This window comes from Streptomyces enissocaesilis, assembly GCF_039533765.1.
Taxonomy (GTDB): domain Bacteria; phylum Actinomycetota; class Actinomycetes; order Streptomycetales; family Streptomycetaceae; genus Streptomyces; species Streptomyces enissocaesilis.
Genome location: NZ_BAAAUD010000012.1, coordinates 133,667 through 146,365 on the forward strand (window position 1 = coordinate 133,667; position 12,699 = coordinate 146,365).

A 12,699-nucleotide genomic window follows, 5' to 3' on the forward strand; every position below is an offset into this window, starting at 1 on the left:
ATGACGCCGAAGACGGACGACGGGGCGACGCTGTGGGCGGAGCGGACCGGCACGGGCGATCCGGTGGTCCTGTGCCACGGCGGGCCCGGACTGTGGGACACCCTGGAGGACGTGGCCGCGCTGCTCGCGGACCGGACGGCGGTGTACCGCTGGGACCAGCGCGGCTGCGGGCGCTCCGAGCGGCGCGGCCCCTACTCGGTGGCCGGGTCGGTGGCCGATCTGGACGCCGTACGCCGCCACTTCGGACTGGAGTCCGTGACGCTGCTCGGCCATTCCTGGGGCGCGCGGCTCGCCCTGCACTACGCGCTCGCGCATCCGGAGCGGGTGACCCGGCTGGTGTACGTCTCGGGCACCGGGATCGGACCGGACTCCGCCTGGCACCCGGAGTTCGCATCGAACCTGCGCTCCGCGATCGGCGAAGACCTGCCCCGCTGGGAGGGGCTGAGGTCCAGGGAGCGGCTCACGGAGGCGGAGGAGCGCGAGATGTGCGTGCTCCAGTGGGCGGCGGACTTCCCGGGACCGGACCGGGAACGGGCGCGCGCGCTGGCCGAGCGGATGGCCACGCCCTGGTTCGGCGTCAACTCCGAGTGCCGTACGGAGATCGTCGCCGAGACGAGGACGATGAGCGAACACCAGCTCCACGTGGCGTGCGGCGGGCTGAGGGTGCCGGTCGTCATCGTGGACGGCGCACAGGACCTCCGGCCGCGGGGGGCGGTGGACTCGCTGGAGCAGGCCCTGCCGGATGTCGGGCGGGTGACGCTCGCGGGGGCGGGACACATGCCGTGGGCGGAGGATCCGGCGGGGTTCGTCTCGGCGGTCGCGCCTCAGCGGGGCCGGCGGGGACGCGGCAGGGAGGAGCGGCCCGGCGGTGCTTGCGGCCGCGGTTGAGAACCGGACTCCAGGCCCCGGGTCCTGAGGTCAGGGCCCCGGGGCCTGGAGTCCGGTTCTCAACCGCCGGGCGGGCCGGAGGCCGCCGTGAGCACCGTGCCCTGCGCGACCGCGCACAGCGTCTCGCTGCCCGCCGCGTCCGCCACGTACAGGTCGCAGCGGCACACCGCCTGCCGGCGGCCGCCGTGCACGACGGCGGCGCGGGCGATCAGCGTCGCACCGGTCGCGGGGCGTACGTACTGGATGGAGAGGCCTCCGGTGAGGACGGCGGGGCCGAGCGCCGCGCCGCCCGCGAAGGTGAGGGCGTTGTCGGCGGCGTACGCCAGGACGCCGCCGTGCAGGAAGCCGTTCTGCTGGCACAGTTCGTCACGGATGTCCACTTCGAGTACGGCTTCACCGTCCCCGAACCCCGTGATCCGCGCGCCGAGCAGTCGGCTGAACGGCTGGCTGTCCAGGGCCTTCCGGGCCGAGGCCAGGTCGAAACCGGCGCTCACCACCGCACCTCCAGACGTCGTACGCCCCGCATGAGCAGTCCGGGCAGCCACTCCAGCGGGCCGGCGCCGGGGGCGAGCGCCAGGTCCGGGCAGCGTTCCAGGAGCGTGCGGACGGCGATGCGGCCCTCCATGCGGGCCAACGGTGCGCCCAGGCAGAAGTGCAGGCCGTGCCCGAAGGCGAGATGGCCCGGCCCCCTGCCCCTCCCCGTGTTCCCCGTGACCGCTGTGCGCGTGATGTCGAAGCGGTCCGGGTCGGGGAAGCGGACGGCGTCGCGGCCGGCGGCGGCGAGGGAGACCAGGACCGACCCGCCGGCCGGTATGACGAGGCCGCCCACGTCGAAGGGCTCGCGGGCGAAGCGGTACGTGGTGTTCTCCACGGGGCCGTCGTAGCGCAGCATCTCTTCGACCGCGCTGTCGACGAGGCCGAAGTCGGCGCGCAGGGCGGCCATTTGGTCCGGGTGGGCGAGGAGCGCCCGTACTCCGTTGGAGATCAGGTTGACGGTGGTCTCGTGGCCCGCGACGAGCAGCAGGAAGGCCATGCCGACGAGCTCGTCGGGGGTGAGCCGGTCACCGTCCTCGTCCCGCGTCCTGATCAGCGCGCTCATCAGGTCGTCGCCGGGCGACGAGCGCTTGTCCTCGACGAGTTCGGCGAGGTACTCCCCCATGGCCCGTACGGCCGCGTCCTCCGCGTCGGCGCCGGTCGGCGAGACGATCTCGTTGGACCAGCCGCGGAAGGAGTCCCGGTCCAGGTCGGGCACGCCGAGGAGTTCGCAGATGACGGTCATGGGCAGCGGGAAGGCGAGGGAGTCCACGAGGTCGGCCGTGCGGCTTTCGCCGGCCGTCATCGCGTCGAGGAGTTCGTCGGTGACGCGCTGGATCCGGGGCCGCAGCGCCTCGATCCTGCGCGCGGTGAACTCCCGGGCGACGAGCCCCCGCAGCCTCGTGTGGTGGGGCGGGTCGGACTCCAGCATGTTGGTGCCGACCGGGGTGCCGGCCGGGGTCCCGTCCCACAGGTTCGAGACCCGCCAGTCCTTGCTGAGCCGCGGGTCGGCGAGCGCCCGCCGCGCCTCGCCGTGGCCGACGATCAGCCACACCTCTCCCGCGGCCTCGGTCCGGATCCGGTGGACGGGGCCGGCCGCGCGCAGTTTCGCGTAGTACGGGTACGGATCCGCCGCGAACTCCTCGGCGTGATCACTGAGATCGACGACTGTCATCCTCCCCCACCCCTTACGCCTCTTACGTCTCTTCGGTGTCTGTCCGGTCAGCCTATGCCGCCGCCCTTGTCGAGGAGGCCCGCGTCGTGCACCAACAGTGCGATCTGGACACGGTTGTTGAGGCCGAGCTTCGCCAGGACGCGCGACACGTGGGTCTTGACGGTGGGCACGCTCATGTACAGCGACGCGGCGATCTGCGCGTTGGACTGTCCGCGCCCGACGGCGACCGCGACCTCCCGCTCGCGCTCGGCGAGTTCGCCGATCCGTCGCGTCGTCGTCTCCCTGCGGGGATCGGCGGACGCCTCGGCGGCCTGGGCCATCAGCCGGCGGGTGACCGTCGGCGAGAGCACGGAATCTCCTGCCGCCACCCGTCGCACCGACTCGACGATCTGCGCGGGCGGGGTGTCCTTGAGTACGAATCCGGCCGCGCCGGCCCGCAGCGCCCGCAGCACCTGCTCGTCGGCGTGGAAGGTGGTGAGGACGACGACCTCGGGGGCGTCGGGCCGGCGGCGAAGTCACCGGGTGGATGCCGAAGTTCTTCGGGTTCCTTCAGCTGCTGCCGTTCCTGCGGGGCCACGAGATCTGCACGAACATCGTGCTCGCGGTGGCGGGCGTGGCCCTGAGGCCGCCTCCGACCGCTTCCGCCGGGTCTAGGACCTGGCGGCGCGGCGGCCCCACGCCGTCCCGGCCAGCACCAGTACGCCGCCCGCGACACCCAGCGCCCCCAGGCGTTCGCCGCCGATCGCGATGCCCGCGGCCGCCGCCCACAGCGGTTCCGTGCCCAGCAGCAGGCTGACGCGGGAGGGAGAGGTGCGGCGTACCGCCCACATCTGCACGAAGAAGGCGAAGAGCGTGCAGAAGACCGAGAGGAAGACCAGGCCCAGCCACTCGCGCGGACCGAAGCCCGCCGCGACCGTCCAGGGGGCGGGGCCGGTGCCGGGCGCGGCGGCAAGAACCGCGAACACGGCCACCGCGCCGCCCAGTTGGACCGTGGTGAGCGACAGCGCGTCGGCGCCGCGCACCGACTTCGTCCTGGCCATCGCGAGCACGTGCACGGTACGGGCGAGGGCCGCCAGCAGCATCAGCAGGTCACCGGGGGAGGGGGTGGTGAAGCCGCCGCCCTGGGTCAGCAGCACCACACCGGCCACCGAGAGGCCCGCCGCGCCCAGGAAGGCGCGGGACGGCCTGATCCGCGTCACCACGGCCTCGGCGAGCGGGGTGAAGATCATGGTGAGGCTGATGATGAGCCCGGCGTTGGTCGCCGAGGTGTGCACTACGCCGTAGGTCTCCAGCAGGAAGATCACGCCGAGTACGAGCCCGAGCAGCCCCGCGCCGCGCCACTGGGCGGCGTTCAGCGCGCGCAGTCTCCGCCACCCGGCGGCGGCCAGGACGGGCAGCACGACGGCGAAGCGCAGGACCAGGACGGCCACCACGGTCTGCGCGGTGGTGATCTCCTTGGCCGCCAGGTAGCTCGCGCCCCAGACGACCGCCACCAGCAGCAGGGGAACGTCGGTGAGCCACGCCGCCCGGCCCGGCGACGCGAGGCCGGGTGCGGGTGCGGGTACGGCGGTCGGCGATGGTGCGGCGGCCACGGGCGCGGTCTCCCCCGGGGAGGGTGGTGTGGAGACGTCGGCGGCTCGCACGCGGAGCGATCACCGTACCCGGGTGGGGATCACTGGTCGAGCCCGAAGGTGCGGTACTCCGGGCGGCCCACGGGTCGGTAGGTGTGGATGGCGGTCCCGGCCTCGGTGGTGCTGCTGCCGGTCAGCTCGAACGAGGTCGGCAGGCCGCCTTCCTCGAACAGTCGCTGTCCCGCGCCGAGGACGACCGGGTAGACCAGCAGGTTGTACTCGTCGATCAGGTCGTGGCGCATCAGGGTCTTGGCGAGCTTGCCGCTGCCGTGGATCTGGAGTTCGCGGCCGGGCTGCTCCTTGAGCCGCGAGACCTCCTGCACGACGTTGCCGGAGATGACGGTGGAGTTGTTCCAGTCCGCCTTGTCCAGCGTCGTGGACACGACGTACTTGGGGAGGTTGTTGAGACGGCTCGCGACCGGGTCGTTCTCGTCGGTGACCTTCGGCCAGTAGCCCGCGAAGATCTCGTACGTACGCCGGCCGAGCAGGAAGGCGTCGACGCGGCCGAAGACCGCGTCGACGAAACGGCCCATGCCCTCGTCGGCGAAGGGCACGAGCCAGCCGCCCTGCTCGAAGCCGCCGCTGGTGTCCTCCTCGCGGCCGCCCGGGGCCTGCATGACGCCGTCGAGCGTGACGAACGTGGTGAGTGTGATCTTCATGGTCCGATCCCCTTTCCGCGTGTACGTGTCACCAGTTCCGACTCCACGTTTCCACGGAATTCATCGGTCCGCCGGTGCCGTCCGCCCGCCACCGGTTTGATTGAATCCGCAACCATTGCCGCATCACCGCGGAACCCACGGCAGGAGGAAAAACGGAGTGCATCGGGGCCGTCGCGTCCCGATGCACTCCGCGTCCTTGGGGGGAGGCCCGTGGGGTTTCCCCGTGGGGTTTCCCCGTGGCGTCAGCCGCCCAGCTCCTGATGGCGGGCCGCCAGGCGCGACGCCCCCGCCTGCGTCAGGGAGCCGAAGAGGCGCAGGCGCGAGATGCCGCCGTCCGGGAAGATGTCCATCCGGATCTCGGTGGCCGCCGGGACCGCGCCCAGCACGAAGCGGTGATTCGTGTCGGGCTGGAGCCGGGTCCGGGGCAGGAGCTCGGTCCATTCGCCGTCGGCGCCGTCGCGCGCCGAAAGCGCCGCCCAGCCGGCCGAGTTGCCCTTGAGGTACGCCGTGTCGATCTCGACGGCGCGGATCTCGGCCTGCTCCACCAGGTGGTAGTGGATCCAGTCGTTGCCCTTGTCGCGGCGGCGGCGCGTCTCCCAGCCGTCGTCCATCTTGTGCGAGCGGCCCGGCTGGATGGTGTTGGTGGCCGGGGAGTAGAAGCGGTCGGAGGCGTCCTCGACCCGGCCGCCGTTCTCCAGGGCGACGAGGTCGAACGTACCGAGGGTGGCGAGCCAGGCCGGGTCGGGCGCGACCTCGCCGTACACGCGCAGGCGGGCGATGCCGCCGTCGGGGTGCTGGTTGACCCGCAGGTGCGTGAAGCGCTGCTCGACGTCGACGGCGAAGCCGTTGGCCGCGTGGCCGCCGACCGCCGTACGGGGGACGAGCGTCGTCCACTCCACGTCGCCGGAGAGGAGGTCCTCGGGCGAGGGCGAGCCCGGCACCGACGCCGCCTCGACCGAGACCGCCTGCGGGTAGTTGCCGCGGAAGTGGGCGGTGTCGATGACGATCCCGCGTACGACGCCGGGCGCTCCCAGCCGTACGAGGGCCCAGTCGTGGTCCTCGTCGGTCGGGTGGGGCTGCTGGGCGCTGACGCCACGGCGGCGGCGGGTCTCCCAGCCGTCCATGATCTTGCCCTTGTGGCCGAAGTGCTCGGGGTCGAACTCCGCCGCCCCGGGCCGCAGCATGTTCTCGCGCTCGGCGAAGAACTCGTCGTTGGCCGCGATCACGCCCGCGCCGAGCCGCCGGTCGGCGAGGTCCGCGAAGTGGGTGAAGGGGAAGTCGGCGGTGCGGTAGTCGGCGTACGGGTCGCCGCCGCCGTACGGGCTGGCGTCACCGGTGAAGGACGGGGTCGACACGTCAGTTGTTCCTTTCGAGCAGCCGGCCGGTCGGCTCGGCGAGGGTGCCGTTGTCGGCGATGCGCACGCCGCGCAGCCACGTCGACCTGACGACGCCGTGCAGGGTCTTGCCCGCGTACGCCGTCACCTGGTTGCGGTGGTGGAGTTCGGCCGGGTCGACGGTGAAGGTCTCGTCGGGGGCGAGGACCGCGAAGTCGGCGTCGCGGCCGGCCTCGACGGCGCCCTTCTGCGACAGCCCCGCGAGCTCGGCCGGCGCGGCGGACATCCAGCGGACGACGTCCTCCAGCGAACGGCCGCGGCGCCGGGCCTCGGTCCAGATCGCCGGGAGGCCCAGCTGGAGGGAGGAGATCCCGCCCCACGCGGAGGCGAAGTCGGGGGTCTTGAGGTCGGTGGTGCAGGGCGAGTGGTCGGAGACGATGCAGTCGATCGTGCCGTCCGCGAGCCCCGCCCACAGCGCGTCCTGGTTCTCGGCCTCGCGGATCGGCGGGCAGCACTTGAACTCGGTGGCCCCGTCCGGGACCTCCTCGGCCGTGAGGGTGAGGAAGTGCGGGCAGGACTCGACGGTGACGCGTACGCCGTCACGCTTGGCGGCGGCGATGAGCGGCAGCGCGTCCGAGGACGACAGGTGCAGTACGTGGACGCGGGCGCCGAGGCGCTTGGCGTGCGCGATCAGGCCCTCGATCGCGGTGTTCTCGGCGTCGCGCGGCCGGGAGGCGAGGAAGTCGGCGTACGCCGGACCGCTCTTCTGCGGGGCGGTCTCCAGGTGGTGCGGGTCCTCGGCGTGGACGATCAGCTGGCCGCCGAAGCCGGTGATCTCGGCCATCGACCGGGCGAGCTGCTCCTGGTCGAGCTCCGGGAACTCCTCCACGCCCGAGGGCGAGAGGAAGCACTTGAAGCCGAAGACTCCGGCGTCGTACAGCGGCCGCAGGTCCTTCACGTTGGAGGGGATCGCTCCGCCCCAGAAGCCGACGTCGATGTGTGCCTTGCTGCGGGCGACGTCCTGCTTGGTGCGCAGGTTCTCGACCGTGGTGGTGGGCGGGAGGGAGTTGAGCGGCATGTCGAGGAGCGTGGTGATGCCGCCGGCCGCCGCCGCGCGGGTGGCGGTCCAGAATCCCTCCCACTCGGTGCGGCCCGGGTCGTTGACATGGACGTGGGTGTCGACGAGGCCGGGGAGCAGGACGTCGTCCCCGAAGTCCTCCAGCCGGGCCCCGGCCGGCACCTCGGCGTCGTGCGGCAGCACAGCCGCGATCTTCCCGTCGGCGACGGCCACCGATGCGGCGCGCGTCCCCTCGGGGGTGATGACGCGCGTCGAGCGCAGTACCAGGTCCACGTCGGACACCCTGCCCCTCACTTCCGTAGAGAAATTCAGTCCCGAGACATTCAACGCCGTGACATTTCAACGAACTGTTGAAGGAGTCTTCACTTCGGGGTCGGGTCCGTCAAGACCCCCTCACCCCCTGAGACCTCTGTGACCTGCGCGGGGATCATGCCGCGGGCCGTCCCGCGCCGGGGCTCCCGACGACTCCGCGCACGTCACCCCCCACGCTCAGAGGTTTCCACAAAGTGGAAGTGGAATTTCGCGTGGCAGAACGTAGCTATCCACAGGCGGAGCGTCAAGAGATCCTTCGAGGTGACGGCAGACACAGGGACAAACACCCTCTGACCGGCGAGGACGTCTTGACGAGGACCGTGTGCTCCGGGCAGGCGACGGGTAGGCTGCTGCCTTGCCCATCCGCCTCGAAAGGACCGTTGACGTGCCGTCGTCCAACGCCACCACCGACGCTTCCAAGCCCGCTGCGCCCACCGGTGGTGTCCAGTCCCTTGAGCGCGCCTTCGACCTGCTGGAGCGGATGGCCGACGCGGGCGGCGAGGTCGGACTCAGCGAGCTCTCCGCCAGCAGCGGCCTTCCGCTGCCCACCATCCACCGCCTGATGCGCACGCTCGTCGCCTGCGGTTACGTACGTCAGCAGACGAACCGCCGCTACTCGCTGGGCCCGCGCCTGATCCGTCTCGGCGAGAGCGCGTCCCGGTTGCTCGGCACCTGGGCCCGCCCCTACCTCGCGCGCCTGGTCGAGGAGACCGGCGAGACCGCGAACATGGCGCTGCTCGACGGCGACGAGATCGTGTACGTCGCCCAGGTGCCCTCCAAGCACTCGATGCGGATGTTCACCGAGGTGGGCCGCCGGGTGCTCCCGCACTCCACGGGCGTCGGCAAGGCCCTCCTCGCGCACACCCCGCCGGAGGAGGTGCGCGCGCTGCTCGCCCGCACGGGCATGCCGACCGCCACCGAGAAGACGATCACCACCCCGGACGGCTTCCTGGAGGCCCTGGAGCAGGTCCGCCGGGCCGGTTACGCCGTGGACGACGGCGAGCAGGAGATCGGCGTCCGCTGCCTGGCGGTACCGGTCCCCAACTCCCCCACCGCCGCGGCCATCTCCATCTCGGGTCCGGCGGGCCGGGTGACGGAGGCGGCGACCGAGAAGATCGTCCCGGTGCTCCAGGAAGTCGCCGAGGACCTCTCGGCCGCGCTCGCCAGCAACGGCGCCCAGGGCTGACCCCGCCCGAGGCCGCGAGCCGGACCACGGGCCGGGCCCGCGGGCCTGCCCCGGGCCGGGCCCCGCAGATCAGGCCGGGGGCCGGGCCCGGACGCGGCCGTCCGCCATCGCCACCACCGCGTCCATCCGCTCCAGGTGCGCGCGGTCGTGCGTGACCAGCACCGTCGCCGTACCGCGCTCGCGCGTCAGCGCGACCAGCAGGTCGAGTACGGCCGCGCCCCGCTCGTGGTCGAGCGCGCTGGTCGGCTCGTCGACCAGCAGGACCGCCGGTGCGTTCATCAGGGCGCGGGCGATGTTCACCCGCTGGCGCTGACCGCCGGACAGCTGGTGCGGGCGGCGGTCGGCCCGGTCCGTGAGGCCCACCGCGTCCAGCAGCTCCCGGGCCCGGTCACGGGCCCGGCGCGGCGGGCGTCCCGACAGGTGGGCCATCACCTGGAGCTGTTCGGCCGAGGTGAGGGACGGCAGCAGGTTCGGCTGCTGGAAGACGATGCCGATGCGCGTGCGCCGCAGCTCCGCCTTCTCTGCCCGGCTCAGGGGGCCCGTGTCCGTACCGTCGACGATCACCCTTCCGCGGTCCGGGGAGACCAGCGTCGCGGCGACCGCGAGCAGGCTGGACTTGCCGGAGCCCGACGGGCCGACGACGGCCGTGAGCGAGCCCGCGGCGACGTCGAGGCCGACGTCGTCGAGCGCGGTCAGGCGGGAGTCGCCGTCGGGGTAGGTGAGGGTCACCTCCGTGAGGGAGAGGGTCATCGGGCGCTCCCGAGGGCTACGAGGGGATCCACGGCGGTGATGCGCCGGACGGAGAGGGCGGCGCCGGCCACGCCGAGGGCCGCTATGACGGCGGCGGGGACGAGCAGCGTCGCCGGTTCGAGTACGAACGGGACCTCGCCGCCGGCGACGGCGCCGCCGATCAGGGTGGCGAGTGCGGTGCCCAGGGCCGTACCGGCGCAGAGCAGCAGGACGGCCTGGCCGAGCGCGTCGCGCAGCAGGCAGGGCGTGGAGGCGCCGAGCGCCTTGAGGACCGCGATGTCGCCGCTGCGTTGGATCGTCCAGACCGTGAAGAAGGCACCGACGACGAGCGCCGAGATGACGAAGAGGAAGCCGCGCATCAGCTGGAGCGACCCGTTCTCCGCCCGGTAGGAGGCAAGGGCGCTCAGGGATCCGTCGAGGGTGCGGGTCACGGTGCCCGCGGCCCTGTCGCCCGCCTCGAGGTCCGCGCCCCCGCCGGTGGTCAGGACGACGACCGTGGCCTGCCGCCGGCCGGGGGCGCCGCTGTGGCCGAGCCGCTGCCAGTCGTCGAGCGCGATCCACATCACGGGCGTGTGGCTGTACGAGGCCTCGCCCCCGACCGCGGCGACGGTCACCTCCACGCCGGCGATCCGCACCGTGTCGCCGGGCCCGGCGGCCAGGTCCTCGGCCGCCGGGGCGGACAGCACGGCCCGGCCGGTCCCCAGGCCCTTCGCCGGGGCGAGCCCCGAGTCCGGCTCGACGCCGAACGCCGACACCGCGGCCGTCCTGTCGCCCGCGCTCGCGTTGGCCGTACGGATGCCCAGCGGCTGCGCACCGGTGACGCCGGGCTGCCGGGCCCACCTCTGCCAGGCCGTCCGCGTCACCAAGGAACTGGTGAACGACACCTCCTGCCCCTCGGGCGGCCGGCCGAAGGCCAGCCGGTCGGCCGGCAGCGAGGTGATGGCCGAGGTGTTGTCCCGGGCCAGCCCGGCGGTGAGGCCGGACAGCAGCCCCACGAGCAGCGTGATCAGCACCACGACCGTGCCCATGAGCGCGAACCGGCCCTTGGCGAACCGGAGGTCTCTCCATGCAACGAACATGGTTCCCAGCCTGGTCGCGGGGACGGGCGAAAACATCGCGCCACGGTTCGCCACGACATCAATCTTTTGATGGACGAGGCGGCGGCGCCCGAGCCCTACGCTGGAAAAGCCATGGATCCCCGCTCCTCCCCCTCCTCCTCCACTCCTCCCGCTCCCGTGCTGCGCGCGCTGCGCCTGTGCCTGCACGCACTGCTCGCGGGGCTCCTCGCGCTCGCCGCCGTGAAGGCCGTCGCCGGCGACGCCCCGCACGCGACCGCGGTGGTCGTCGCGGCCGTCACGACGGCCGTCGTCTACGCCCTCGGGGCCCTGAGCCCCGCCGTCGACCGCTCGCCCCGGGCCGCCGCCGCATGGCTCGGCGCACTGGGCGTCGCCTGGCTGATACTGCTGGCCCTGTCCCCCGACGGCCTGTGGACGGCGTTCCCCCTCTACTTCCTCCAGCTGCGCCTGCTGCCGGCGCGCTGGGGCCTGGCCGCCGTCGCCGCGACGGCCGCCACCGCCATCGCCGGTTTCGTCCTGCACGGGCAGGCGGTGACGCCGGGCACCTTCATCGGGCCGCTGCTCGGCGCCGCCGTGGCCGTGGCGACGGTCCTCGGCCACCAGGCGCTGCACCGGGAGAGCGAGCGGCGCCGCGAGCTCATCGAGGAGCTGATCGCGACCCGCGAGGAGCTCGCCGCCGCCGAGCGGACGGCCGGCACCCTGGCCGAGCGCGAGCGGCTGGCCCGCGAGATCCACGACACGCTCGCCCAGGGCCTGTCCAGCATCCAGCTGCTGCTGCGCGCCGCCGAACGCACACTGCCCGACGGCGATCCGGCCGCCGTCCACGTCCGGCGGGCGCGGGAGGCGGCGCAGGACAATCTCGCCGAGGCGCGCCGTTTCGTACGGGCACTGACCCCGCCCGGCCTGGAGCACGGCTCGCTGACCGCCGCCCTGGAGCGGCTGTGCGCGGCGACCGTGGGGCCCGCCGTGCGGTTCGGCGTGAGCGGTACGCCCGTGGAGCTGCCCACTCCGTACGAGGTGGCGCTGCTCCGCGTCGCCCAGTCCGCGCTCGCCAACACGGTCCGGCACGCGGGCGCGGCCCGCGCCGGGGTCACGCTCAGCTTCATGGACACCTCGGTGGCGCTGGACGTCGTGGACGACGGCTCCGGCTTCGACCCCACGGCGCCCCGCGCGCGGACGGGCGGCGGTTTCGGCCTGCCCGCGATGCGCTCACGGGCCCGCTCGCTCGGCGGCACGCTGAGCGTCGAGTCGGCGCCGGGACAGGGCACGGCCGTCGCGATCACCCTCCCCCTGCCCGCCGGGGACACCGCATGACCACCTCCGAGGTTCCCGGCGCCCCCGTGCGGCTGCTGCTCGCCGACGACCACCCCGTCGTACGGGCGGGCCTGCGGGCCGTACTCGACACCGAGGAGGACTTCGTGGTCGTCGCGGAGGCGGCGACCGCGGAGCGGGCGGTGGAGCTCGCCGCGGCCGAGGAGATCGACGTCGTACTGATGGACCTCCAGTTCGGGCCGGGCAGGATGCACGGCTGCGAGGCCACCGCCGCGATCACGGCGCGGCCCGGCGCGCCCCGGGTCCTCGTCCTGACGACGTACGACACGGACGCCGACATCCTGGCGGCGGTGGAGGCGGGCGCGAGCGGCTATCTGCTCAAGGACGCCCCGCCCCAGGAGCTGTCGGGCGCGGTCCGTACGGCGGCGGCCGGGCAGTCGGCACTGGCACCGGCCGTGGCGCACCGGCTGATGGACCGGATGCGGACCCCCGCGCAGGCGCTGACGCGGCGCGAACTGGAGGTGCTCCAGCTGGTCGGGGACGGCCTGTCCAACCTGCAGATCAGCAAGGAGCTCTTCCTGAGCCAGGCGACCGTCAAGTCCCATCTGGTGCACATCTACGCCAAGTTGGGCGTGGACTCGCGGACGTCCGCGGTGGCGGCGGCGACGGCCCGCCGGCTGATCCGGCGGTGACACGGGGCCGGCGGCGCATCGGCACGGCCGACGCGCGGGCGCGGGGCGGCACGGTGCGCGCCGCCGACGTCGTGGAGGGGACGCCGGCGTGAAGCCGTGAAGGGGCGGAGGGG

12 protein-coding genes and 1 pseudogene are annotated in these 12,699 nt (G+C 73.3%); 4 read left to right on the forward strand and 9 right to left on the reverse strand.

Annotated elements, in window-relative coordinates; translation table 11 throughout:
* A complete protein-coding gene (locus ABD374_RS04985; protein ID WP_344491237.1) occupies window positions 1-888 on the forward strand; it encodes an alpha/beta fold hydrolase in 888 nt (295 codons plus the stop codon).
* 59 nt (window positions 889-947) lie between these two features.
* Here the strand turns inward: ABD374_RS04985 and ABD374_RS04990 are convergent, their stop codons facing one another.
* The 7 genes and pseudogenes from ABD374_RS04990 to allB all read right to left on the reverse strand — a co-directional run bounded on the left by ABD374_RS04990 (window position 948) and on the right by allB (window position 7,580).
* Window positions 948-1,385: a PaaI family thioesterase gene (locus tag ABD374_RS04990; protein ID WP_425577135.1), complete on the reverse strand. Its 438-nt coding sequence runs from the start codon at window positions 1,383-1,385 to the stop codon at window positions 948-950.
* A complete protein-coding gene (locus tag ABD374_RS04995; RefSeq protein WP_344491243.1) occupies window positions 1,379-2,596 on the reverse strand; it encodes a cytochrome P450 family protein in 1,218 nt (405 codons plus the stop codon). The genes ABD374_RS04990 and ABD374_RS04995 overlap by 7 nt, the downstream gene beginning before the upstream one ends.
* 47 nt (window positions 2,597-2,643) lie before the next feature.
* Window positions 2,644-3,111, reverse strand: a pseudogene (locus ABD374_RS05000) (LuxR C-terminal-related transcriptional regulator); the annotation flags it as partial.
* 135 nt (window positions 3,112-3,246) lie between these two features.
* Complete coding sequence (locus ABD374_RS05005) at window positions 3,247-4,188, reverse strand: DMT family transporter (protein ID WP_344491246.1); 942 nt, start codon at window positions 4,186-4,188, stop codon at window positions 3,247-3,249.
* A gap of 80 nt (window positions 4,189-4,268) precedes the next feature.
* Window positions 4,269-4,886: a dihydrofolate reductase family protein gene (locus ABD374_RS05010; RefSeq protein ID WP_344491250.1), complete on the reverse strand. Its 618-nt coding sequence runs from the start codon at window positions 4,884-4,886 to the stop codon at window positions 4,269-4,271.
* A 242-nt stretch (window positions 4,887-5,128) separates the two neighbouring features.
* The gene (gene alc / locus ABD374_RS05015) at window positions 5,129-6,241 is read right to left on the reverse strand and encodes an allantoicase (protein WP_344491253.1); all 1,113 of its coding nucleotides are present in this window, start codon (window positions 6,239-6,241) and stop codon (window positions 5,129-5,131) included.
* Between the two features lies 1 nt (window position 6,242).
* Window positions 6,243-7,580, reverse strand: coding sequence for an allantoinase AllB (allB, locus tag ABD374_RS05020; protein ID WP_344491256.1), 1,338 nt, complete (start codon window positions 7,578-7,580; stop codon window positions 6,243-6,245).
* A gap of 415 nt (window positions 7,581-7,995) precedes the next feature.
* Between allB and ABD374_RS05025 the strand changes: the two genes are divergently transcribed.
* The gene (locus ABD374_RS05025) at window positions 7,996-8,796 is read left to right on the forward strand and encodes an IclR family transcriptional regulator (protein WP_093798333.1); all 801 of its coding nucleotides are present in this window, start codon (window positions 7,996-7,998) and stop codon (window positions 8,794-8,796) included.
* Window positions 8,797-8,865: 69 nt separating this feature from the next.
* Here the strand turns inward: ABD374_RS05025 and ABD374_RS05030 are convergent, their stop codons facing one another.
* Window positions 8,866-9,546 carry an ABC transporter ATP-binding protein gene (locus ABD374_RS05030; RefSeq protein WP_344491263.1) on the reverse strand — a complete coding sequence of 227 codons (681 nt, stop codon included), beginning with the start codon at window positions 9,544-9,546 and terminating at the stop codon, window positions 8,866-8,868.
* A complete protein-coding gene (locus tag ABD374_RS05035) occupies window positions 9,543-10,625 on the reverse strand; it encodes an ABC transporter permease (RefSeq protein WP_344491266.1) in 1,083 nt (360 codons plus the stop codon). Before ABD374_RS05035 ends, ABD374_RS05030 begins: the two co-directional genes overlap by 4 nt.
* A gap of 111 nt (window positions 10,626-10,736) precedes the next feature.
* Here ABD374_RS05035 and ABD374_RS05040 point away from each other — a divergent pair, with 111 nt between their 5' ends.
* Window positions 10,737-11,936 carry a sensor histidine kinase gene (locus ABD374_RS05040; protein ID WP_344491269.1) on the forward strand — a complete coding sequence of 400 codons (1,200 nt, stop codon included), beginning with the start codon at window positions 10,737-10,739 and terminating at the stop codon, window positions 11,934-11,936.
* Window positions 11,933-12,586, forward strand: a complete 654-nt coding sequence (locus tag ABD374_RS05045) for a response regulator (protein WP_344491272.1) — start codon at window positions 11,933-11,935, stop codon at window positions 12,584-12,586. The genes ABD374_RS05040 and ABD374_RS05045 overlap by 4 nt, the downstream gene beginning before the upstream one ends.
* The last annotated feature ends 113 nt before the right edge of the window (window positions 12,587-12,699 follow it).